This window comes from Agromyces hippuratus (genome assembly GCF_013410355.1).
GTDB lineage: Bacteria > Actinomycetota > Actinomycetes > Actinomycetales > Microbacteriaceae > Agromyces > Agromyces hippuratus.
On the sequence record NZ_JACCFI010000001.1, the window covers coordinates 3,249,379 to 3,270,919 of the forward strand.

Here is a 21,541-nt window from a genome sequence, read left to right on the forward strand (position 1 = left end):
GCGGGGGAGGTAGGGCTCACTCGTACAGTTCTGGCAGATCCGTCGGGCGTGAGAAATTGATGTAGCGTTGCGCTACATGTTGCGATACGTGCTGAACGAGGGCGACGTCGCGGCCGTGCGCTTCGGCATCTCACCGCTCTGCGAGCTCGGGCTGTCGCTGCGTGCGATCGACGACCCGTCGCGGTTCCCGCTGCAGCTGCCGTGGCTGAGCCGCACCGAGGCGGCGCGGGCCGACCTCGACACCGAGGCGCTCCGCGGCCTCATCGACGCCCGTCTGTGGACCCCCGACTTCCTGAACCCCCGACCCGAGTCGCCGCTCACGCGGCTCGACGACGAGTTCGAGCGGTTGCTGGCGACCCCGGCGGAGACGTTCCTCGGCGACCTCGTCGCGGTGCACGGGTACGTGCCGACGGTGTTCGAGGGGTCGCCGAGGGCCGCCATCCGGCGCATCGTGCGCGCGCTCCAGGAGCTCTGGGACGCCTCGTTCGCTCCGTACTGGCCGCGGATGCGCGCGGTGCTCGAGGCCGACGTCGTGCATCGCGGCCGGCAGATCGCGCAGAGCGGGCTGTCGACGATGCTGAACGGCATCTCGTCGACGGTGGACTACGAGGGCGGCATCGTCTCCGTGCGGCTGCGCGACCCGGCCGACCGGGTGCAGGCGATCGACGGTCTCGGGCTCACCCTCGTGCCGACGATGTTCACGCGCCGCGGTTCGGCGCCCGTCGGCGACGGGCCGCCGATGATCATGTATCCGGCGCGCGGCCAGGGCGCGCTCTGGGAGACCGAGCGCGTGGCCAACCCCGCCGCGGTCGCCGCCATCCTCGGCGAGACGCGCGCGAGCCTGCTCTCCGCCCTCGGCGACCCCGCCTCGTCGACCGAGCTCGGCGTGCGCTTCGGCGTCACGCCGTCGGCCGTCAACCAGCACCTGCGGGCGCTCCGCGACGCCGGACTCCTCGTCTCCACGCGCTACGGGCACAGCGTGCTCTACCTCAGGAGCGAGCTCGGCAGCGCCCTGCTCGACGCGCGCGCCGGCTGAGCCGTCGCCGCCGCGCGAGCACTCGCCGCAGGTTCAGGCCGGGTCGGGGATGACCCGCAGCACGATCTTGCCGCGCACGTGCCCGGCCTCGAGCAGCCGGTGCGCCGCCGCGCCCTCCTCGAGCGGGAACTCGCGCTCGACGTGCACCCGCACGGCGCCGTCGTCGATCAGGCGGGTGATCACCGAGAGGGTTCGCGCGTCGGGTGCCACGACGTAGCCGGTCGAGCGGATGCCCCGTGCCGCGGCCTCCTCGGCCATGGTCGGCCAGGAGCCCGTGGGCACCGTCACGATCAGCCCGCCCTGGCGGAGCGCATCGAGCGAGCGGGTGCCCGTGTCATCCGCGACGTTGCCGATCAGGTCGATGACCACGTCCTGATCGGCGGCGACCTCTTCGAACCGCTCGGCGGTGTAGTCGATGACGCGCCGGGCGCCGAGGTCGCGCAGGAAGTCGGCGTTGCGCGCGGAACCCGTGGCGGTCACGATCGCTCCGAAGTACGCCGCGAACTGCACCGCGAAGTGGCCGACGCCGCCGGCGCCCGCGTGGATCAGCATGCGCTGCCCGTCGTGCACGCGAGCCGTGTCGACGACCGCGCCCCACGCGGTGAGCGCGGCGAGCGGCACCGCGGCCGCCTCGGCGAACGTGAGCGCGGCCGGCATGCGGGTGAGGCTCATCGAGCTCACCGAGACGAGTTCGGCGTAGCTGCCGCCGAGCCTCGGCACGCGACCCATGCCGTAGACCCGGTCGCCGGGCTGGAGCGGGTGCGCGGAGTAGGGCACCGTCTCGACCACGCCGGCGAAGTCGCCGCCGAGCACGGCGGGATACGAGGGGATCGCGCGGGAGACTCCGCGCCCCGCACGGGTCTTCGCATCGATCGGGTTCACGCCGGCCGCGACGACGCGGACGACGACCTCGTCGCTGATGCGAATCGGGTCGGGCACCTCGGCGATGTGGAGCTCCTCCGGTCCGCCCGTCTGATCGATCACCAAAGCCCGCATCGACACACCCTCCCGAGATCGCCCTTGCACCGTATCCGTCCTCGCTATGATCGCACCGACCGTCGGGTGGCCGGTGGCGTCACGCAACACGGGGAGCACGAATGCGAGCAGTCTGGGGCGGCATCAGGGTCGCGGCGGCGGCGGGCATCGTCATCGCGATCGTCGCGCAGTTCGTGACGAGTCTGTCGATGCTGCCGAATCCCGGTCTGTTCGTCATCAACTTCCTGAGCTTCTTCACGATCCTCTCGAACGCGCTCTCGGCGATCGTGCTGCTGATCGGCGCCTGGTTCGCCTTCCGCGCGCCGGCCGATCCGGTCTGGTTCAACCTCACGCGCGCCTCGGTCGTGACCTACATGGCGACGACGTTCGTCGTCTACAACCTGCTGCTGCGCGACATCTCGCTCGACCAGGCGACGACCCTGCCGTGGTCCAACGAGATCCTGCACGTGTGGGCGCCGCTCTACGTGGTGCTCGACTGGGTGCTCGCCCCCGGCCGCCGCACGATCGCGTGGAAGCGCATCTGGACCATCGCGATCTTCCCGATCATCTGGGTGGTCTACACGATGATCCGCGGCGCGATCGTCGGGTGGTATCCCTACCCGTTCCTCGACCCGAACATCGCGCCGGGCGTCGGCTACGACGGCGTCACGGTCTACGTCATCGCGATCGCGTCGTTCATCCTCCTCGTCGGCGCGGGCATCATCGGCATCAGCCGGTCCGCCTGGCCCTACCGTGCCGCGTCGGAGGAGCCCGAGGCGACGGCGGAGGCAGTGACAGCTCGCTGACCCGGGCGGTCGCGCCGCGTCAGGCGCGGGTGTGCGCCAGCCAGCGCGCGATGCCCTCGCGCAGCAGCGACGTCTGCACTGGCAGGCCGTCATCGCGGGCGGGCAGTTCGACGAGCGGTGCCCGGAGGCCGGCGGCCCATCGCTCGGCGAGGGCGTACGGGTGCACGGGGTCGCGCGGCGCGCCGATGACGAGCGAGCGGATGCCCCGGGGCTCGAGCTCCGCCAGCTCCGCGTCGTCGCGGAACGCGCGGTTGCGCGGGATCTCGACGAGTCGCATCGCCCGGCGTGCGGCGTCGGGCGCGGTGAACTGCGACAACAGGCCGCGCCCGCCGGCCGGCGACACCGACACGACGTGCTGGAAGATCGCACGCTCGCGGAACTCGTCGATGCCGGCGGGCCCGGCGTCGGCGAGGATCTGACCGATGACCGGGAACACCCGCAGATGTTCGGGCAGCGACTGATCGCTGAACGACGGGCGCACGAACACCGCGCGCTCGATGGGCAGGAGGTCGTCGAGGGCGATCCGCAGCGCGAGCGCGGCGCCGAGCGAGATGCCCATGATCGTCAGGGGAGCGGATGCCTCTGGCGCGGGCTCGCCCGCGTCCTCGATCGCCTCGCGCACCGACGCGGCGACCTCGGCCGCCAGCCGGTCGAGGCGGAAGTCCGCCGGCTCGCCGACCGTGAGGAACCCGCCGTGGGCGCGGATGTCGGGCGCGATGACGAGTTCGTCGGGGCCGACCACCGCATGCACCGCGGGCGTGAAGAGGTCGAGCGGCTGGCGCCGGTCGGCGCCGAGGCCGTGCAGCAGAACGGTCGTCATCGGGGGGAACCTCCCGGCAGTGGGCGATGCAGGGCGCGTGCGCGGTGGAGCGGCGTGCGAACGATCACGCGTCTCACGTGCGACGCCCGCCGAGCTCCGCGATGAGCTCGTCGGCCAGTCTCACGAGGATCGCGATCTGGTCGTCGTCGCGATCGACCCAACGGTACTCGGGCTCGTCGCGAGTGGGAACGAAATCGTCGTGCTGCTCCCACACCACGAGGGTGCGTTCGGCGCCGAGCACGTACTGCTGCCACCAGACCTGTCGGAGATAGCCGCGGGGGATGCCGCGCCAGGCGCGCGAGGTGGTCTTGATCTCGCAGAGCTCGAGTGCGCCGCTGGGCGTGACCCGCAGCCCGTCGGGCGTGGCGAGGTGACGGCGCTCGGACTCGGCGTGGAAGAGCAGGCTCGACGGCTCGATGCCGTGCGTGCGCCGCACCCACTCGGCGATGACGGGCTCGCGCTCCTTACCGTGATCGGTGTAGCGGCTTCCGCCGAAGGAACTGCCGTTGCGCTTCTCCCACGCCGCGGATCGCACCGAGGCGAAGGAGGCGAGCTTGGCGGCATCCGTCGCGGTGATGCCCCGCGAGCGCGCCCTGAGCCAGGCCACCCGATCGCTCGAATCGGCGACGACACGCGAATGGCACGGATGCCGCGGGCGCTCGTCGACCGCGACCGCCGTCGCCGCACCCTCGAGATCGAAGAGGGCGAAGGGGGTGTCGGGCACCCTCCGAGCGTACCGCTCCGCCCTGTCAGCGAGGCGAGGCGGGCACGCGTGTGCGCCCCCGGTCGATCAGCGCGCCGCGAGCGCGTCGATGCCCTCGGGGGAGAGCACGTGGTGGATCGCGAGCATGCTCGCTCCGAGCACGGCGGCGTTCTCGCCGGCGGCGGACGCCGCGATGACGAGGTGCTCGGTGGCCAGCGGCATCGATCGCATGTAGACGACCTCGCGCACACCGGCGATGAGGTGCTCGCCGGCACGCGCCATCGAGCCGCCGATCGCGACGACCGAGGGGTTCACGAGGCTGACGCAGGCGGTCAGCACCTCGCCGATGTCGCGGCCCGCCTGGCGTACGGCCTGGATGGCGTCGATGTCGCCGTGCTTGACGAGTTCGACGACGTCGTTGCCGGTGTGGGCCTCGATGCCCTGTTCGCGAAGAGCCCGGGCGATGGCGGGGCCGGAGGCCAGGGCCTCGAGGCATCCGCGATTGCCGCAGTGGCAGGGCACGTCGCTGCCGCGCGCCACCCGGACGTGGCCGATGTCGCCGGCGATGCCCTGCGCGCCGCGCTGCAGCAGGCCGCCGGAGATGATGCCGGAGCCGATGCCCGTCGCGACCTTCACGAACATGAGGTGTTCGACCTGCGGCCAGGCCAGCGCTCGTTCGCCGAGGGCCATGATGTTCACGTCGTTGTCGACGAGCACGGGCACCTCGAGGTGCTGCTGCACCCAGCCCGGCACGTCGAAGCGGTCCCAGCCGGGCATGATCGGCGGGTTGACCGGTCGACCCGTGGAGTGCTCGACCGGACCGGGCACGCCGACGCCGATGGCGGCGAGTTCGTGCCGGTCGCGGCCGAGCCCGTCGATGAGGGCGAGGCCCGCGTCGACCATCCAGCCGAGCACGGCCTCGGGGCCCTTCGCGATGTCGAGGGGTTCGCCGTGCTCGGCGAGCACGGTGCCGGCGAGGTCGGTCACCGCGACGTTCGCGTGCGAGGCGCCGAGGTCGGCGGCGAGCACGATCCTCGCGCCGGGGTTCAGGGCGAACTGCGACGGCGGCCTGCCGCCGGTGGAGGCGGCGTCGGCCACGGGGGAGACCAGCCCGAGTTCCATGAGCTCGTCGACGCGCGCCGCGATGGTCGAACGGGCGAGGCCGGTGCTCGCGGCGAGCGAGGCGCGAGTACGCGGCGCCCCGTCGCGGAGCAGCTGGAAGAGCTCGCTCGCTCCTGAAGAACCGAGTGCCGAGCCTCGGCTGATGTCGACCATGCACTGAGTAAAGCACACCACCTTGTCTTGTTGGTGTATCTCGAAGCTGTAACGACTCCGGCAACTTTTGACGAATGACTAGCAAAAGGTGGGCGAGGTGTGCCAGCATGTCGACCATGACAACGGACGTCACCGCCCCAGCCCGCACGATGCGTGCCGGCTTCGTCGGTGGCGGGTTCATGGCCACCGTGCACTCCCGGGCCGCTCGCGCCGCCCGGGCCGAGCTGGTCGGCGGTGCATCCTCCTCCGCCGATCGCGCTCGCGACGCGGCGCAGCGCCTCGGATTCGCCACGGCCCACGCCTCGCTCGACGAACTGCTCGCCGATCCCGACATCGACGTGGTGCACGTGTGCACGCCGAACGCGACGCATGCCGCGATCGCACGGGCGGCACTCGAGGCCGGCAAGCACGTGATCTGCGAGAAGCCGCTCGCGACCACCGCGACGGATGCCGCGGCGCTCGCGGCACTGGCCGCAGAACGCGGCCTCGTGGCCGCCGTGCCGTTCGTCTACCGCTTCCACCCGATGGCACGCGAGGCCAGGGCCCGCATCGCCCGCGGCGAGACCGGTCGCCTCCTCAGCGTGCAGGGCAGCTACCTGCAGGACTGGCTCGCGGCGCCGCACGACGACGACTGGCGCGTCGACGCCGCGCTCGGCGGCCCATCACGGGCGTTCGCCGACATCGGCTCGCACCTCGTCGACCTGCTCGAGTTCGTCTCGGGCGAGCGCATCAGGCGCCTGAGCGCCTCGACCCGCACCGTCTACGAGGCCCGCGCGACGCACGACGACATCGCCACCGAAGACCTCGTCGCCGTCGTCGTCGAGCTGGCGTCGGGCGCCGTCGGCACTCTCCTCGTCTCGCAGGTCGCACCCGGCCGCAAGAACGCCCTCTCGATCGAGCTCTCGGGCACCGAGGCGAGCGTGCGCTTCGAGCAGGAGCGCCCCGACTCCCTCTGGCTCGGCCGCACCGACGCCTCGAGCATCATCGAACGCGACCCGGCGCGGCTCGCCCCCGATGCCGCCCGACTGTCGCTCGTGCCCGCGGGGCATCCGATGGGCTATCAAGACGCCTTCAACGCCTTCGTCGCCGATGCCTACGCGGCGATCGGCGGGCAGACGCCCGAAGGCCTGCCGCAGTTTGACGATGGACTTCGCGCGGTGCGCGTGACGGAAGCAGTGCTCGCCTCCGCGGCGAGCGGCAGTTGGGTGGAGGTGGCCGCATGAACGCCGAACAGCCGCAGGCGGGGGCCGGTCGCAGCGCAGTGCTCGACGGCGAGCCCGTGCTCGTCGCCACGGGCCTCGAGAAGTCGTTCTTCGGCGTCACGGTGCTGCGCGGGGTCGGGCTCACGCTCCACCCCGGCGAGGTGCACGGCCTCGTCGGCGAGAACGGCGCCGGCAAGTCGACCTTCATGAAGATCCTCGCGGGCGTCTACGAGCGCGACGCCGGCAGCATCACGCTCGGCGGCAGCGAGGTGGCGTTCACGCATCCCGTCCAGGCCGCGCACGCCGGGCTCGCCACGGTCTTCCAGGAGTTCAACCTCCTGCCCGAGCGCACCGTCGCGCAGAACGTCTTCCTCGGCCGCGAGCCGAAGCGCCACGGTCTCGTCGACCGGAAGGGGATGCTCGCCGAGACCCGCACGCTCCTCGCCGACCTCGGCATCGACACGATCGATGCGGATGCCCCGGTGCGCACGCTCACCGTCGCCGAGCAGCAGATCGTGGAGATCGTGAAGGCCCTCTCGGTCGACGCCCGGGTCATCCAGATGGACGAGCCGACGGCGGCACTCGCCGACCACGAGGTCGAACTGCTCTACACGATCGTGCGCAGGCTCTCCGAGCGCGGGGTCGCGATCGTCTACGTCTCGCACCGCCTGAAGGAGATCTTCGACCTCTGCGACACGATCACCGTGCTGAAGGACGGCGCGCTCGTCTCGAGCGGCCCGGCCGCCGAACTCGACACCGACGAGCTCGTGCGCCGCATGGTCGGCCGGCCGATCTCCGCCTACTTCCCTGCCGCCGAAGCGGGCACGGTCGTCGGGGAGCCGCGGCTGCAGCTCCGGGGCGCCGGCAACGCCTACGTCGACGGCGTCGACCTCGAGCTGCGGGCCGGCGAGATCGTCGGTGTCGCGGGCCTGCAGGGTTCGGGGCGCACCGAACTCGTCGAGGCGCTCTTCGGCATCGACCCGTTCACCCGCGGCGAGTTGCTGCTCGACGGTCGGCCGCTGCGCATGACCTCGGCGCGGCAGGCCGTGAAGGCGGGCATCGCGCTCATCACCGAGGACCGCAAGGCGCAGGGCCTCGCCCTGAACCAGTCGGTCGGCGACAACGCCCTGCTCGTCATCCGCTCGGTGTTCGCGCGCCGCACCGGCGAGGCCCGCCGCGAACTGCCCGGCGTGCTCTCCTCGCTCGAGGTCTCCTCACGCGGCGTCGACCAAGAGGTGCAGTACCTCTCGGGCGGCAACCAGCAGAAGGTCGTGCTCGCGAAGTGGCTCGCCACGAAGCCGAAGGTCGTGCTGCTCGACGAGCCGACCCGCGGCATCGACGTCGGCGCGAAGGTCGCCGTCTACACGCTCATGCGACGGCTTGCGAAGGAAGGGGTCGCCATCCTCATGATCTCCTCGGAACTGCCTGAGGTCATCGGCATGTCCGACCGCATCGTGGTCATGCACGACGGCCGCGCCTCCGCCGAGCTCCCGGCTCGGAGCGACGAGGCCACGATCCTCTCGGCCGCCACCGGAACGCTCAGGGTCGGCGGCGCGAAGGTCGTCGGCACGGCCGAGGCCTCCGGATCGGATGACACGAACGAGGGGGTCGGCCGATGAGCGCCGCCACCGCGACCTCCGTTCGCCGCGGCCGTCGCCGTCGCCTCGACGCGAGCCTCATCGTGGGCATCGCGCTCGTCGGCGTCATCATCATCGGCGCGATCCTCGTCGCGAGCGTCGGGCGCAACTTCTTCAGCGCCGGCAACATCCGCGACATCCTCACCGGCATGAGCGTGCTCGGCTTCGTCGCGATCGGTCAGACGCTCGTGATCCTGTGCGCGTCGCTCGACCTGTCGGTGCCCTACGTCATCAGCCTGTCGAGCCTCATCGCCGCCGACATGATGGCCGGCAACCCGGCGAACATCCCGATCGCCGTGCTCGCGGTGCTCGTCGTCGCGGCGCTCATCGGACTCGCGAACGGCCTCATCGTCACGAAGCTCAAGGTCAACGGCTTCATCGCGACCCTCGGCACGGGGCTCATCATCAAGGGCTACCTCGACACGAACTTCAAGGGCACGAGCGGCGAGGTGCCGTGGGAGTTCCAGCTGATCGGCGCGACCGGCGTCGGGCCCGTGCCGGTGTCGACGATCATCATGCTCGCGGTCGCCGTGGCCGGCGCGTTCTTCCTCGCCCGCACCCGCACCGGCAATCACATGTTCGCCGTCGGCGGCAACGAACAGGTCGCGCGCCTCTCGGGCATCCGCACCGCGCGACCGGTCATCGTCGCGCACATGCTGTGCTCGATCACGGCGGCGCTCGCCGGGCTCCTGCTCGCGAGCAGGCTCGGCGTCGGCAGCCCCACCGTCGGCACGCAGGGCGGCTACGACCTGCTCTCGATCGCCGCGGTCGTGCTCGGCGGCACCCTGCTCATGGGCGGCCGCGGCTCGATCTGGGGCACCATCGCCGGCGTCGCGATCTTCGCCGTGGTCGACAACGTGATGAGCGTCATGCAGGTCAACCCCTTCCTGAAGGACGTCGTGCGCGGCGTCGTCATCGTCGCGGCCGTCGCCGTCTACACGAGCCGCTCGCTCGACCGGCGCCGTCCGCGATTCACCGCAGGGTCGGCGACTGCGGATCCCGCGGGCGGCGCTTCCGCTCGCGTCGGCCCCGATCCGCTCGACAACACGCGAGACGCCCATACCGCCTCGCCGGTCGAGGATCACGAGAAGGAGGGTTCGGCATGAGCGCCGCGACCACCCAGCAGCCCACCGTCGGCCAGCGTCTCGCCGACCTCGGGCGCACGCTCATCAGCCCCCGCGGCGCCGTCTTCCTGCTGCTCATCGTGCTGCTCGTCGCGATCACGGTGCTGAACCCCGCGTTCGCCGAGCCGTCGCAGTTCATCCGCTTCGTGCAGCGCGTCGCTCCCGTCGCGATCGCGGCGATCGGCCAGTACTTCGTGATCGTCGGCGGCGAGTTCGACCTCTCCATGGGATCGGTCGTGACGGCCCAGGTCGTGATCGCCGGCAACCTCATCGGTCAGGACGAGTCGAAGTCGATCCCCGTGCTGCTGTTCATGCTCGCGTTCGGCGCGTTCATCGGGCTCGTCAACGGCCTCATCGTCACGCTGCTGAAGGTGCCGAGCTTCATCGCCACGCTCGGCATGATGCTCGCCCTGCTCGGCGCGACGCTCTACTGGACCGGCGGCGCAGCGACCGGCAACCCCGCCGACGGCTTCCGCGAGATCGGGCGCGGCGGCATCAGGGACCTGCCCGTCATCGAGATCCTGCCGTGGTCGGTCGTCGTGCTCGTCGTCGTGCTCCTCCTCGCCGTCTGGTTCGCCCGCCGACCGTTCGGCCGCACGATCATCGCCCTCGGCGACAACCCCACGACCGCGCGGTACTCGGGTGCGCGCAACTGGTGGGTGAAGACGTCGACCTTCATGATCTCCTCGCTCTCGGCGACCGTCGCGGGGGTGCTGCTCGTCGGCTACGCCGGCGTGCACCCGAGCGTGGGCCGGGGCTACGAGTTCACCGCGATCACCGCGGTCGTGCTCGGCGGTGTCGTGCTCGGCGGCGGCCGCGGCTGGGTCGTCGCGGCGGCAGCAGGCGCCTTCGCACTCGAGGCGCTCTTCACACTGCTGAACTTCGCCGGCGTGCCCTCGACCTACCGCGACGCGGTGCAGGGCGCGATCATCATCATCGCCGTGGCCTACGCCGCGACCACGGTTCGCGCCCGACGCAAGGGCCGCGCCCTCGAGGCGCCGTCACACCAGATCTCGCCGACTCCGTCATCGGAGCCCGCGACCGAGACTTCGCCGGCACCGGCGGAGGAGCAGGATGCCGCGGCATCCGCTCGCCCTGCACCCATTCCCTCGACGCAGAGGGCTGACAACGAAACCAAGGGAGGTTCGTGATGCGACGCAGGTATTCAGTGGCATCGGCCATGGTCGGCGCTCTCGCGCTGTTCGCACTGGCCGGATGTACCACCGACCCCAACGTGGCCGCGCCGTCGGATGACGCCGGAGCCACGGAGGAGGCGGTCGAGTGGTTCGACCAGGAGCTCTACGACAAGCAGTACGCCGAACGATCCGTCGTGCCCGAAGGGCCTGAGGGGCAGCCGTGGCTGCAGTACATCAACGCCGAGATGACCGACACGTCGGCCTATGCGGCCACCGGAGCGAAGAAGGCGTGCTTCGCGAACGCCTCGATCTCGAACCCCTGGCGGCAGACCGGCTGGATCACGATGAACGAGCAGCTGAAGGTGCTGCAGGAGTCGGGCGCCATCTCCGAGATGGAGACCCGCGACGCGAAGGACTCGGATGACACGCAGATCGCCGACATCGACTACTTCATCAACGAGGGCAACTGCGACGTCTTCCTCATCTCGCCGAACTCCACGGCGGCCATGACCCCGGCCGTCGAGCGTGCGTGCGACACCGGCAAGCCCGTCGTGGTCTTCGACCGCGGCGTGCAGACCGACTGCCCCGTCACGTTCATCCACCCCATCGGCGGATTCGCGTGGGGCATCGACACGGCCGAGTTCCTCATCGAGGAGCTGGAACCGGGCTCGAAGGTCGTCGCGCTCCGGATCCTCCCGGGCGTCGACGTGCTCGAACAGCGCTGGGCCGCGGCCGAGAAGCTCTTCGGCGAGAACGACATCGAGGCGGTCGACTACTTCACGGGCGCCGACCCCGCCGAGATCAAGAAGATCATCTCCGATGAGCTCGCCAAGGGCGATGTCGACGGCATCTGGATGGACGCCGGTGACGGCGCGGTCGCCGCCATCGAGGCATTCGAGGACGCCGGCGCCGACTACCCCGTCATGACGGGCGAAGACGAGATGAGCTTCCTGCGCAAGTGGAAGGAGACGGGGCTCACGGGTCTTGCACCGGTGTACTCCAACTTCCAGTGGCGCACGCCGCTGCTCGCCGCGCAGAAGATCTTCGCCGGTGAGGAGATCCCGAAGGAGTGGGTGCTCCCGCAGTCGCCGATCACCGCTGAAGAGGTCGATCAGTACCTCGAGGCGAACGACGGCATGCCCGACGGCCACTACGCGAAGTTCGGCGGCGAAGACCTGCCGGGCTACCCGCAGATCTGGCAGGAGCGGGTGATTCCGTAAGGGTGAGCGCATGACCGCCTAATCTGGTCGGGCGGCGGTGGGTCACCCCGCCGCCGCCCGATCGCACGTTTCGACCGCACGCTCGCAAGGAGGCAGCATGCGCCGCATCATCGGCGTCAACACCTGGGTCTGGACCTCGCCGCTCGACGACGACTCGCTCGCCGAGCTCGCGGCCAAGGCCGCCGGCATGGGCTTCGGCGCGATCGAACTGCCGATCGAGACACCGGGCGACTGGTCGCCGGATGCCGCGGCCGACGTGCTGCGCGAGCACCGCCTCGCCCCCGTGGTGATCGGGGCGATGGGCCCGGGGCGCAACCTGATCGCGGCGCCCGGCTCCGAGATCGTCGCCACCCAGAACTACCTCGTGCACTGCCTCGGCGTCGCCGAGCGGCTCGGCTCCCGCGTGGTCGCCGGCCCGTTCACGGCCGCCACCGGCCGCACCTGGCGCATGGACGCCGAGGAGCGCGCTGCCCGGTACCGCGAGCTGCAGGGCAGTCTCGGCCCGGTCGTCCGGGCGGCGGAGCGCAGCGGCATCCGTCTCGCGATCGAGCCGCTGAACCGCTACGAGACGAGCCTCGTCAACACCGTCGAGCAGGCACTCGAGGCGCTCGGGCCGCTGCTCGGGCCGGGCCTCGGCCTCGCGCTCGACAGCTACCACCTGAACATCGAGGAGCAGCGCGTCGGCGACGCGATCCGCCTCGCCGGCGAGCACCTCGCCTACGTGCAGGTCTGCGGCAACGACCGCGGCGCGGTGGGCGACGACCACATCGACTGGCCGGCCTTCCTCGACGCCCTCGACGATGTCGGCTACTCGGGCCCGCTCGGCCTCGAGAGCTTCACGGGCGACAACGACACGATCGCGGTCGCCGCTTCGGTGTGGCGGCCCCTCGCAGCATCGCAGGACGAACTCGCGGCACGGAGCATCCGCTACCTGACCGCCCTCCAAGACGAACGGGAGCAACGATGACCGACCAGCATTCAGCAGCGGATGCCGCGGCGCCCGCGGCCCGCCCCGTCACCCTCTTCACGGGGCAGTGGGCGGACCTGCCCTTCGCCGAGGTCGCGCGCCTCGCGGCGGAGTGGGGCTACGACGGACTCGAGATCGCGTGCTCGGGCGACCACCTCGACCTGAAGCGCGCCGAGGAGGAGCCGGGCTACCTCGACGAGCGCCGCGCGATCCTCGACCGCCATGGGCTGCGGGTCTTCGCGATCTCGAACCACCTCACGGGCCAGGCCGTGTGCGACGCCCCCATCGACTTCCGCCATGAGGCGATCGTGCGGCCCTACACCTGGGGCGACGGCGACGCCGAGGGCGTCAGGCAGCGCGCCGCCGAGGACATGAAGCGCTCGGCCCGCGTCGCCCGTGCGCTCGGGGTCGACACCGTCGTCGGGTTCACCGGGTCGTCGATCTGGCCCTACGTCGCGATGTTCCCGCCCGTGCCCGCCTCGGTGATCGATGCCGGGTTCGAGGACTTCGCGGCGCGCTGGAACCCCATCCTCGACGTCTTCGACGCCGAGGGTGTGCGGTTCGCTCACGAGGTGCACCCGTCGGAGATCGCGTACGACTACTGGAGCTCGGTGCGCACGCTCGAGGCGATCGGGCACCGTGAGGCGTTCGGCTTCAACTGGGATCCGTCGCACATGATGTGGCAGAACATCGACCCGGTCGGCTTCATCTGGGACTTCAAGGACCGCATCTACCACGTCGACTGCAAGGACACGCGGATGCGCCCGCAGAACGGGCGGGCCGGCGTGCTCGGCTCGCACCTGCCGTGGGGCGATCCGCGGCGTGGCTGGGACTTCGTCTCGACCGGCCACGGCGACGTGCCGTGGGAGGACTCGTTCCGCGCGCTCGACGCGATCGGCTACGCCGGACCGATCTCGGTCGAGTGGGAGGACGCGGGCATGGACCGGCTGCACGGTGCTGCGGAGGCGGTCGGATTCATCCGCTCGCTGCTCTGGCCGAAGCCGACGGCCTCGTTCGACGCGGCCTTCTCGAACCAGTAGCCCGCTCGGGGGCGGGCGGGGCGTCGTGCGCCCGCCGTAGCATCGGCGTATGCGTCTCGACCCGAACCCGCCGCCGCGCCCTCGATCGGCGGCCCGGCCGGCCGCTCGGCCGACCCGCCCCGACCGTGATCTCTCGCGGCCGCTGCCGTCGTCGCTCAGCTGGATGGTGCTGGTGGTGTTCGCCGCGGCGATCGCCGTCGCCGTCGTGGCCGCGTGGCTGCCCTGGTGGGTTCCGGCGTGGTACGGCGCGGTGAGCCTCGTCGCCTTCGTCGCCTACGGACTCGACAAGCGCGCGGCGAAACGCGGCGGGCCGCGCACCTCGGAGTCGGCGCTGCTCATGATGGGGTTCGTCGGCGGCTGGCCGGGCGCGGTCGTCGCCCAGCAGCTCTTCCGTCACAAGACGCGCAAGCGCAGCTTCCGGCGGGCCTTCTGGCTCACCGTCGTCGTCAACGCGCTCGTGCTGGCCGTGTTCATCGGCCTGCTGCAGTCGGGCCTGAGCATGCCCGAGCTCGACTACTCGGGAATGCTCCAGTAGTACGCGACGCCGCCCGGGTGCAGCACGGTGATCGCCCAGTCGACCGAGCGATCCCACGTCGGGTCGGTGTGCCCCGCGTAGAGGATCGTGATCGACCCGTCGAGCTCCGTCTCGACCGAGGTCACGATTCCGGTGTGGTCGCGGTCGCCCGAGTCGTCCCAGTCGAACTGCACGACGTCGCCGACCTCGACCGCGTCGCGCTCGTCGTCGGTGAGTGCCGTGGCCCGCTCGGGGTGCGCCTCGAGGTAGTCGCGCATGGCCGTCGAGCTGATCCAGGCATCGGCATGGCTGAAGGCGTCGCCCGACTCGTCGAACCACCACTCGTCGTCTTCGATCCAGCCGCGCGCGAGCAGGGTCTGGCTCGTGAAGTTCACGCAGTCGTTCTCGTCGAGGTAGCCGTAGGTCTCGCTCTCGGTGTCGGTCCAGTGCTCGAACGCGTACGAGAGCTGGGCGGCGACGCCGTCGGAGTAGGCCGAGAAGTCGGCGACCTCGGTATCGGCGTCGGAAGCCTTGCGACCCGCGCCGGGCGCTCCTGCTGCGCCTGCCGCTCCGGCTGCACCGGCCATCGTGTCGGCGGAACCGTTCGCCGCGGCCTCGCCGGCTCCCTGCTGCGCCGACCACGCGAGGGTCGCCCCGCCCGCGACGAGCGCGACGGCGAGGATGCCGACGAGAACGAGGCCGCGGCGGCGGGATTCAGGGGTCTTGGCGGTGCTCGGCATCGGCGTCAGCGTAGGAGCATCGCCTGAGGATCAGCCGAATCAGTCCGCGACGCTCCAGTAGTACACCTTCGTCTCGGGATGCTTCGGATGGTCGTCGACCGAGCGATCCCACGTGGCATCCGTGTGCCCGCCGTAGTAGACGTCGATCTCGCCGTCGTCGCCCTCGCGCACCGCGGTGACGATGGCGGTGTGGTCGCGGTCGCCCGAGGCGTCCCAGTCGAACTGCACGATGTCACCGGGTTCCACCTTCGCGCGCTGGGCGTCGGACAGCGGGGTCGCCCGTTCAGGATGCGAGGCGAGGTAGTCGTTGAAGAGCGTCGACGAGCGCCATGCGGGGGAGTGGGCGTAGGCGTCGCCGTCCTCCGAGTACCACCACTCCTCGTCGACCTGCCAGCCGCGCTCGATGAGCGTCTGGGAGGTGAAGTTCACGCAGTCGTCGACGCCGAGCACGCCGTAGCGCTCGCTCGAGTCCGCGTCCCAGTGGTCGCGCACGTACTCGAGCTGGCGCAGCACGGGTGCCGGCAGCTCGGGATCGAGTTCGAGCGCGGCCTCGTTCGGGTGGCTGCCGCCGCCGCCCTGCGTGCCGGGGCCGGTGGGAGCCGAGGCGGCGACGATCGCCGTGACGATCGCGATGACGAGCCAGGCGATGAGCGCGACGGCGACGACCGCCGCGCCGCCGACGACGAGGCGCCGTCGCACGTAGGTCGCGCGGGCGGGGCGTTCGGGTGGCGTGCTCATTTCATCCACCGTAAGCGTCGACGCCCGTGCGAACGCGATCGCCACGCGCTGGCGCCGACCGCCCGACGGCTCGCTCCGAGCCTCGCGTCATGGAGTTGACCGCGATTCGCCCGCCCGCATAGGGTGAGGATCGTCGATCGTTCTGAATCGATTCAATTCATCCCGCACGGCGCTGTGCATCGACGCCCGCCGTGCTCGAAAGGGCAGGCATGGCAACGTTCAACGATCTCTCGCTCTCGAGACGGCAGCTCCTCGGATACTCGGCAGCGGCCGCGGCAGGAGTGCTCGTCGCGAACGCTGCGCCGCAGTCGGCCGGCGCCGCCGTCGGCTCGGTGCTCCCCGCAGGAACGGGCAACGCCTTCGGCATCTCCGAGTTCGCCGACCCGGGCACCTCGGTCGCGCCCAAGTTCCGCTGGTGGTGGCCGAACGGCCAGGTCGAGGTCGACGAGATCGTGCGCGAGGTCGACCAGGTCGCCGATGCCGGCTTCGGCGGTCTCGAGATCGCCGATGTGCACCACAGCGTGGCATCCGGCGACCTCGACGTCGACGGCTTCCCCTGGGGCGGCGACCGATGGTGCGAGGCGGTCGAGGCCGCCCTCGCGCAGGCGAAGCGCCGCGACATCCGTCTTGACATCACGCTCGGCCCGTCGTGGCCGGCCGCCGTGCCGACCATCACCCCGCAGCACGAGGCGGCACTCACCGAACTCGTGCACGGCGTCGTCGAACTCGCGCCCGGCCAGGCGCACCGCGGCGCGGTGCCCGCGCCGGCCATCGGCGCAGAGCACGGGGTCACCGAAACGCTGCTGCTCTCGGTGCAGGCCTTCGAGATCGTCACGAAGCCGGCGAAGGGCAACATCGTGCTGAAGCGTGCGAGCGGGGTCGACCTCACCGATGCCGTCGTCGACGGCGCGGTCGACTGGACCGCCCCGGCCGGCACCGCGAGCTGGGTGCTCCTCGCGTTCTGGCGCCGCGGCTCGGGCCAGCTCGCCGAGGGCGGCGCGCACACGAACCCGACGTCGTACGTGGTCGACCACTTCAGTTCGGCGGGCGCGCAGGCCGTCATCGACTTCTGGGAGTCGGAGATCATCTCGGCCCGCATGTCGAAGCTGCTTTCCGAGGCCGGGGGAGCCTTCTTCGAGGACTCGCTCGAGATCGAGACCGAGGCGACGATCTGGACCCGGCGCCTTCCCGAGGAGTTCAGGGCGCGTCAGGGCTACGAACTCACGCCGTTCCTGCCGGTCGTCATCGAGCTGAAGGAGAAGTACCTCTACGACTTCGACGACATCGTGACGACGCGGGTGCGCGACGACTTCAATCAGGTGCTGAGCGACCTCTACTCCGAGCACCACCTCGTGCCCTTCCGCGACTGGGCGCACTCGCACGGGCTCGAATACCGGGTGCAGGCCTACGGCCTCGAGCAGGACTCGATCGACCAGGCCGGCATCGTCGACATCCCCGAGACCGAATCGCTCGGCGCGAAGAACGTCGACGACTACCGGGTGCTCGCGAGCGGCCGCGACATCGCGGGGCACACGATCCTCTCGTGCGAGTCGGCGGCGTACCTCGGCAAGTCGTACTCGGCGACGATCACCGAGGTGCTGACGACGCACGGCGAGATGTTCGCCGGCGGGGTCAACCAGTCGGTGCTGCACGGGTTCCCGTACGCGAGCGCACCGGGTGCCGGCTGGCCGGGCTTCGCGGCCTTCAGCCCGTACTACAACAACTCGGTGGGCTACTCCGAGGCCTGGGGCCCGCGGATGCCGGTCTGGGCGCACCTGCCCGACGTGGCCGCGTACCTCGCCCGCACGCAGTGGGTGCTCCGCGCCGGGCGCCCCCGCTACGACCTCGTGTTCCTGCGGCAGAAGGGCTGGGCGCAGACCGGCATCGGCGCACCGTGGGCGACCGCCTCCGGCATCCCCGTCGGCTGGACGCACGGGTTCCTCACCGGCTCGAGCCTCGAGCGCGAGGGCGCGGTGCTCGCGGGCGGCCGGCTCGCTCCCGAGGGCGGCGCGTACAAGGCGGTGATCGTCGACATCGACCGGTTCCGCGGCAACGAGGCGACCCTCACGGTCGCGACCGCGGAGCGCCTGCTGGACTTCGCCGACGCCGGCCTGCCGATCGTGCTCTTCGGCGACTGGTCGAAGCCGGCAGCCATCGGCTTCCGCTCGGCCGAGCAGAACGCCCGGGTCGCCGAGGTCGTGGCGGCACTGCGCAACTCGCCCTCGGTCGCGCTCGCCCCGGCGAACGCCGACATCCCGATCGCGCTCGCGAGCCTCGGCGTCGCGCCCGACGTCGACCACGAGACGTCGAACCTCAAGCACATCCGACGGGTCGACGGCGGAGTCGACTACTACTACCTCGTGAACGCGAAGCACAATCCAGCCAAGGACAAGCTCGTGCCCATCGACCACGACGTCGTGCTCACGGCGGAGCACGCCGACAGCGTGCCCTACGAGCTCGACGCCTGGTCGGGCGAGGTGCGCCCGCTCGTCGCCTACCGCCGCGACGGCGCGCGCGTCACCGTGCGGGTGCGCCTGCAGCCGGCGCAGTCGACGGTGATCGTGCTGGCGCCCCGCGACTGGGCGGGCAGGCAGGCGCCGTCCGAGCAGGTCGTCGAGACCGACGCCGTGGCGGTGCGTGCCGCGAAACGGGGCGTCGAGCTCGTGACGGATGCCCCGGGCCGCTTCTCGGTGCGCTTCGCCGACGGTCGCACGGCGACCGCGACGGTGAAGGCGCTGCCGGCGCCGATCGAACTCACCTCGTGGACGCTCAGCGTCGAGGACTGGCAGCCCGGAGCCTCCCCGACCGAGACGGCGAAGCCGGTGGTCGAGGTGCCGCTGTCGGGCCTCGTGCCGTGGAGCGCGATCCCCGGGCTCGCCGACACCTCGGGCATCGGGCGGTACACGACGCGCGTCAAGCTCGGCAGCGACTGGAAGACGTCGGGCGCCGGCATCCGCCTCGAGCTCGGCCGGGTGGTCGACACCTTCCGGGTGCGGGTCAACGGCAAGCTCGTCGAGGACCGCGACCTCACCGACTCGACCGTCGACATCAGCGAGTTCGCCCATCCCGGCAACAACACGATCGAGGTCGAGGTGGCCTCGACGCTCATCAACCGACTGCGGGTCGTGAACCCGACGGTGTACGGCGTCGTGAAGCGGGCCGACTACGGGCTGCTCGGCCCGGTCGTGATCCGCCCCTACGGCGTGGCGGAGGTGCGCTGACCCGGGTTCGCCGGCGGCACCACGACAGGCGAGCGGATGCCGCGACCGGAGCGGTCGCGGCATCCGCTCTGCGTCTCAGCCGATCCGGTCAGCGCTCGGTGACGGCGCCGTCCCTGATGTGCAGGCGGCGTTCGGCCCGCTTCGCCACGGCGGAGTCGTGCGTCACGACGATGAGCGTGAGGCCGCGGTCGCGCCAGAGCCCCTCGAGCAGGTCCATGATGTCGTCGCGGGTCTGCTCGTCGAGGTTGCCGGTCGGTTCGTCGGCGAGCAGCACATCGGGCTCCTTCACGAGCGCCCGTGCGATCGCCACGCGCTGCTGCTGACCGCCCGACAGCTCGCTCGGAACATGGCCGCCGCGGTCGCCGAGCCCCACCGACGCGAGCGCCTCGGTCGCCCGGCGCCGCCGCTCGTCTGCCGGCACCCCGAGCGGTTCGAGGGCGGTCTCGACGTTCTCGAGCGCGGTGAGCGTGGGGATCAGGTTGAAGCCCTGGAAGACGAACCCGATCTCATTCGCGCGGATGCCGGCGAGCTTCCGATCCGGCAGGTGCGAGAGCTCTGCCTCGCCGAGCGCGACACGGCCGGTGCTGGGCCGGTCGAGTGCGCCGAGCATCTGCAGGAGCGTCGACTTGCCACCTCCGGTCGGCCCCTGGATCGCGACGAGCTGGCCCCTCGGGATCGTCAGGGAGACGTCCCGCAGCGCGGTGATGCGGCGCTTCGACTGCGCGTAGGTCTTCGACACGTGTTCGAGCGTGTACATGCTGGTTCCTTTCGTGGGGATGGCGAGCGTCACGCGACGCTGCGGAGGGCCTCGGCGGGGCGGAGCTTCGCGGCCCGCCATCCGCCGAAGGCGCCGGCGACGAGGCCGCCGGCGATCGAGAGTCCGATGGCGATCGCGATGACGCCGACGGTCACGGGGGCCTGCAGCACGACCTCGGCGGATGACGCGGCCGACGGCATCGCTCCGCCGAACCCGCCGCCCGGGCCGCCGGCCTGCATGACCATCTCTCGGCCGCCCGGGCCGCCGGCGACCACCTCGGAGCCGGAGCCGCCGCCGATCGTCGGGGCGATGAGGTTCACTGCCCAGATGCCCGCGAGGCCGAGCATGAGCCCGGCGCCGCCGCCGATGAGGCCCTGCACGAGCGACTCGCCCGTGACCTGGCCGACGATGCGGCCGTTCGACCAGCCGATCGCCTTCAGCGTTCCGAACTCGCGGGTACGCCGGGTCACGCCCTGGATCGTGAAGAGGATGGCGATGAGGAAGGCGGCGACGAGCACCGCGAGCGAGACCCAGAGCCCGAGGTTCGAGATGAGGCTCGACGCGCTCGCGAGCGAGCCGGAGACGGAGGCGGCGAGGTCGGACTGCGTCGACACCGTGGCATCCGGCAGCGCCTCCTCGATCTCGGCCTGCAGGGCGTCGATGCCGTCGGCGGACTCCGCCTGCACCGAGATGCTCGAGATCATGCCCTCCTCGCCCGAGATCGACTGGGCGAGGTCGAGCGGGATGTAGACGTTCGCGGCGGTCGCGGCGTCGGCGGAGGTCGACGAGACGGTGCCGACGACCTCGAACTCCGTACCCCCGACGTCGATCGTGTCGCCCACGGCGAGCTCTGCGCTCGTGGCGTAGCTGGCGTCGAGCACGGCGACCGGCTCGCCGGTGTCGGATGCCTCGAGCCCGCGCCCGTCGGCCAGCTCGACCGCCGAGAGGGGCCCGACGGCGGCCGAAGCCGGGTCGAGGCCGAGCACCGTGAAGCTGTCGACGTCGAAGGCGCTGCCGCCGGCGCCGTCGAAGCCGCCCTGCGGCGGTGCCGCGGGCTGCTCGCCGTCGGCGGGCATCTGCTCGGTGCCCTCCGCCGTCTGCGCGAAATCGGGCAGCTCGCCGTCGAACGTCGTGTTCGTGAGCGAGAGGGTGGCGGATGCCGTGGCGACGCCGTCGAGCGCCTCGACCGACGCCAGAGCGGCCTCGTCGAAGGTGCTCGAGCCGAACCCGGCCGAGAGCCGCGACTGGCTGATCTCGGTCGAGCCGTCTGCCGTGGTGCCCGCGTCGGCATCGAACTCGAACCGCGGGCCGCCGGCCTCGCCCTCCGCGGGCGGGGTCGGCGTCTGCGACACCGTGAGGTCGGTGCCGACGCCGTAGACGGATTCGAGCACGGAGGCCTGGGCGTCGCGCACGCCGGTGGAGACCGAGTTCACGATCATGACGAGCGCGATCGCGAGCGCCATGCCGATCGCGATGATCGCGGTCTGCCTGCGGCGCCCGGCGAGTTCGCGCCGGAGGTAGGTGAAGAACATGTCGATCCTTCGGGGTAGGGGAGGCGTTCGGAGCGAGCGCCGATCGAGACGGTAGGGGCGGGGTCTGTGGGAGGCCGATGGCCGGCCTGTGCGTGGCC

General features: G+C 71.2%; 19 protein-coding genes. 11 read left to right on the top strand and 8 right to left on the bottom strand.

The window, feature by feature from the left end; translation table 11 throughout:
* The first annotated feature begins 76 nt into the window (after nucleotides 1–76).
* The gene (locus tag BJY17_RS15195) at nucleotides 77–1,036 is read left to right on the top strand and encodes an ArsR/SmtB family transcription factor (protein ID WP_179552102.1); all 960 of its coding nucleotides are present in this window, start codon (nucleotides 77–79) and stop codon (nucleotides 1,034–1,036) included.
* 33 nt (nucleotides 1,037–1,069) lie between these two features.
* Here the strand turns inward: BJY17_RS15195 and BJY17_RS15200 are convergent, their stop codons facing one another.
* Nucleotides 1,070–2,020: an NADP-dependent oxidoreductase gene (locus tag BJY17_RS15200; RefSeq protein WP_322789864.1), complete on the bottom strand. Its 951-nt coding sequence runs from the start codon at nucleotides 2,018–2,020 to the stop codon at nucleotides 1,070–1,072.
* A 113-nt stretch (nucleotides 2,021–2,133) separates the two neighbouring features.
* Between BJY17_RS15200 and BJY17_RS15205 the strand changes: the two genes are divergently transcribed.
* Complete coding sequence (locus tag BJY17_RS15205; RefSeq protein ID WP_179552104.1) at nucleotides 2,134–2,817, top strand: Pr6Pr family membrane protein; 684 nt, start codon at nucleotides 2,134–2,136, stop codon at nucleotides 2,815–2,817.
* 19 nt (nucleotides 2,818–2,836) lie between these two features.
* Here BJY17_RS15205 and BJY17_RS15210 read toward each other — a convergent pair whose 3' ends face one another.
* The 3 genes from BJY17_RS15210 to BJY17_RS15220 all read right to left on the bottom strand — a co-directional run bounded on the left by BJY17_RS15210 (nucleotide 2,837) and on the right by BJY17_RS15220 (nucleotide 5,615).
* The gene (locus tag BJY17_RS15210; protein ID WP_179552105.1) at nucleotides 2,837–3,637 is read right to left on the bottom strand and encodes an alpha/beta fold hydrolase; all 801 of its coding nucleotides are present in this window, start codon (nucleotides 3,635–3,637) and stop codon (nucleotides 2,837–2,839) included.
* 73 nt (nucleotides 3,638–3,710) lie between these two features.
* The gene (locus tag BJY17_RS15215; RefSeq protein ID WP_179552106.1) at nucleotides 3,711–4,361 is read right to left on the bottom strand and encodes a YqaJ viral recombinase family protein; all 651 of its coding nucleotides are present in this window, start codon (nucleotides 4,359–4,361) and stop codon (nucleotides 3,711–3,713) included.
* 66 nt (nucleotides 4,362–4,427) lie between these two features.
* Nucleotides 4,428–5,615, bottom strand: a complete 1,188-nt coding sequence (locus BJY17_RS15220; protein ID WP_179552107.1) for an ROK family transcriptional regulator — start codon at nucleotides 5,613–5,615, stop codon at nucleotides 4,428–4,430.
* 116 nt (nucleotides 5,616–5,731) lie between these two features.
* Here BJY17_RS15220 and BJY17_RS15225 point away from each other — a divergent pair, with 116 nt between their 5' ends.
* From BJY17_RS15225 to BJY17_RS15260, 8 genes are all read left to right on the top strand, one after another.
* On the top strand, nucleotides 5,732–6,838 hold the full coding sequence (locus BJY17_RS15225; RefSeq protein ID WP_179552108.1) for a Gfo/Idh/MocA family protein: 1,107 nt from the start codon (nucleotides 5,732–5,734) through the stop codon (nucleotides 6,836–6,838).
* A complete protein-coding gene (locus tag BJY17_RS15230; protein WP_179552109.1) occupies nucleotides 6,835–8,436 on the top strand; it encodes a sugar ABC transporter ATP-binding protein in 1,602 nt (533 codons plus the stop codon). The genes BJY17_RS15225 and BJY17_RS15230 overlap by 4 nt, the downstream gene beginning before the upstream one ends.
* Nucleotides 8,433–9,560, top strand: coding sequence for an ABC transporter permease (locus BJY17_RS15235; protein WP_179552110.1), 1,128 nt, complete (start codon nucleotides 8,433–8,435; stop codon nucleotides 9,558–9,560). The genes BJY17_RS15230 and BJY17_RS15235 overlap by 4 nt, the downstream gene beginning before the upstream one ends.
* Nucleotides 9,557–10,729, top strand: a complete 1,173-nt coding sequence (locus BJY17_RS15240) for an ABC transporter permease (protein ID WP_179552111.1) — start codon at nucleotides 9,557–9,559, stop codon at nucleotides 10,727–10,729. The genes BJY17_RS15235 and BJY17_RS15240 overlap by 4 nt, the downstream gene beginning before the upstream one ends.
* Before the next feature lie 29 nt (nucleotides 10,730–10,758).
* The gene (locus BJY17_RS15245) at nucleotides 10,759–11,934 is read left to right on the top strand and encodes a substrate-binding domain-containing protein (protein WP_407647822.1); all 1,176 of its coding nucleotides are present in this window, start codon (nucleotides 10,759–10,761) and stop codon (nucleotides 11,932–11,934) included.
* 97 nt (nucleotides 11,935–12,031) lie between these two features.
* Nucleotides 12,032–12,901: a sugar phosphate isomerase/epimerase family protein gene (locus tag BJY17_RS15250; RefSeq protein WP_179552113.1), complete on the top strand. Its 870-nt coding sequence runs from the start codon at nucleotides 12,032–12,034 to the stop codon at nucleotides 12,899–12,901.
* On the top strand, nucleotides 12,898–13,941 hold the full coding sequence (locus BJY17_RS15255) for a sugar phosphate isomerase/epimerase family protein (protein WP_179552114.1): 1,044 nt from the start codon (nucleotides 12,898–12,900) through the stop codon (nucleotides 13,939–13,941). Before BJY17_RS15250 ends, BJY17_RS15255 begins: the two co-directional genes overlap by 4 nt.
* Nucleotides 13,942–13,990: 49 nt before the next feature.
* A complete protein-coding gene (locus BJY17_RS15260; protein ID WP_179552115.1) occupies nucleotides 13,991–14,476 on the top strand; it encodes a DUF1294 domain-containing protein in 486 nt (161 codons plus the stop codon).
* Here BJY17_RS15260 and BJY17_RS15265 read toward each other — a convergent pair.
* Entirely contained in the window at nucleotides 14,455–15,195 is a 741-nt protein-coding gene (locus BJY17_RS15265) for an amidase domain-containing protein (RefSeq protein WP_179552116.1), read from the bottom strand. The two genes, BJY17_RS15260 and BJY17_RS15265, sit on opposite strands and share 22 nt — an antisense overlap.
* Nucleotides 15,196–15,234: 39 nt before the next feature.
* Nucleotides 15,235–15,933, bottom strand: a complete 699-nt coding sequence (locus BJY17_RS15270; protein ID WP_179552117.1) for an amidase domain-containing protein — start codon at nucleotides 15,931–15,933, stop codon at nucleotides 15,235–15,237.
* 209 nt (nucleotides 15,934–16,142) lie between these two features.
* Here BJY17_RS15270 and BJY17_RS15275 point away from each other — a divergent pair, with 209 nt between their 5' ends.
* Nucleotides 16,143–19,154: a glycosyl hydrolase gene (locus BJY17_RS15275; RefSeq protein ID WP_179552118.1), complete on the top strand. Its 3,012-nt coding sequence runs from the start codon at nucleotides 16,143–16,145 to the stop codon at nucleotides 19,152–19,154.
* 88 nt (nucleotides 19,155–19,242) lie between these two features.
* On the opposite strand, the gene BJY17_RS15280 is transcribed toward BJY17_RS15275, so the two are convergent.
* Both BJY17_RS15280 and BJY17_RS15285 read right to left on the bottom strand, forming a co-directional pair.
* Nucleotides 19,243–19,911: an ABC transporter ATP-binding protein gene (locus BJY17_RS15280; protein WP_179552119.1), complete on the bottom strand. Its 669-nt coding sequence runs from the start codon at nucleotides 19,909–19,911 to the stop codon at nucleotides 19,243–19,245.
* Between the two features lie 29 nt (nucleotides 19,912–19,940).
* Nucleotides 19,941–21,443, bottom strand: a complete 1,503-nt coding sequence (locus tag BJY17_RS15285; RefSeq protein WP_179552120.1) for an ABC transporter permease — start codon at nucleotides 21,441–21,443, stop codon at nucleotides 19,941–19,943.
* Nucleotides 21,444–21,541: the final 98 nt, after the last annotated feature.

Bases quoted from the DNA above. Each gene is read 5' to 3' on its own strand.
- BJY17_RS15275 (WP_179552118.1), top strand. From the start codon at position 16,143: ATGGCAACGTTCAACGATCTCTCGCTCTCGAGACGGCAGCTCCTCGGA.
- BJY17_RS15195 (WP_179552102.1), top strand. From the start codon at position 77: ATGTTGCGATACGTGCTGAACGAGGGCGACGTCGCGGCCGTGCGCTTC.
- BJY17_RS15220 (WP_179552107.1), bottom strand. From the start codon at position 5,615: ATGGTCGACATCAGCCGAGGCTCGGCACTCGGTTCTTCAGGAGCGAGC.
- BJY17_RS15210 (WP_179552105.1), bottom strand. From the start codon at position 3,637: ATGACGACCGTTCTGCTGCACGGCCTCGGCGCCGACCGGCGCCAGCCG.
- BJY17_RS15250 (WP_179552113.1), top strand. From the start codon at position 12,032: ATGCGCCGCATCATCGGCGTCAACACCTGGGTCTGGACCTCGCCGCTC.
- BJY17_RS15285 (WP_179552120.1), bottom strand. From the start codon at position 21,443: ATGTTCTTCACCTACCTCCGGCGCGAACTCGCCGGGCGCCGCAGGCAG.
- BJY17_RS15280 (WP_179552119.1), bottom strand. From the start codon at position 19,911: ATGTACACGCTCGAACACGTGTCGAAGACCTACGCGCAGTCGAAGCGC.
- BJY17_RS15255 (WP_179552114.1), top strand. From the start codon at position 12,898: ATGACCGACCAGCATTCAGCAGCGGATGCCGCGGCGCCCGCGGCCCGC.
- BJY17_RS15245 (WP_407647822.1), top strand. From the start codon at position 10,759: ATGGTCGGCGCTCTCGCGCTGTTCGCACTGGCCGGATGTACCACCGAC.
- BJY17_RS15230 (WP_179552109.1), top strand. From the start codon at position 6,835: ATGAACGCCGAACAGCCGCAGGCGGGGGCCGGTCGCAGCGCAGTGCTC.
- BJY17_RS15235 (WP_179552110.1), top strand. From the start codon at position 8,433: ATGAGCGCCGCCACCGCGACCTCCGTTCGCCGCGGCCGTCGCCGTCGC.
- BJY17_RS15270 (WP_179552117.1), bottom strand. From the start codon at position 15,933: ATGAGCACGCCACCCGAACGCCCCGCCCGCGCGACCTACGTGCGACGG.
- BJY17_RS15240 (WP_179552111.1), top strand. From the start codon at position 9,557: ATGAGCGCCGCGACCACCCAGCAGCCCACCGTCGGCCAGCGTCTCGCC.
- BJY17_RS15265 (WP_179552116.1), bottom strand. From the start codon at position 15,195: ATGCCGAGCACCGCCAAGACCCCTGAATCCCGCCGCCGCGGCCTCGTT.
- BJY17_RS15260 (WP_179552115.1), top strand. From the start codon at position 13,991: ATGCGTCTCGACCCGAACCCGCCGCCGCGCCCTCGATCGGCGGCCCGG.
- BJY17_RS15205 (WP_179552104.1), top strand. From the start codon at position 2,134: ATGCGAGCAGTCTGGGGCGGCATCAGGGTCGCGGCGGCGGCGGGCATC.
- BJY17_RS15225 (WP_179552108.1), top strand. From the start codon at position 5,732: ATGACAACGGACGTCACCGCCCCAGCCCGCACGATGCGTGCCGGCTTC.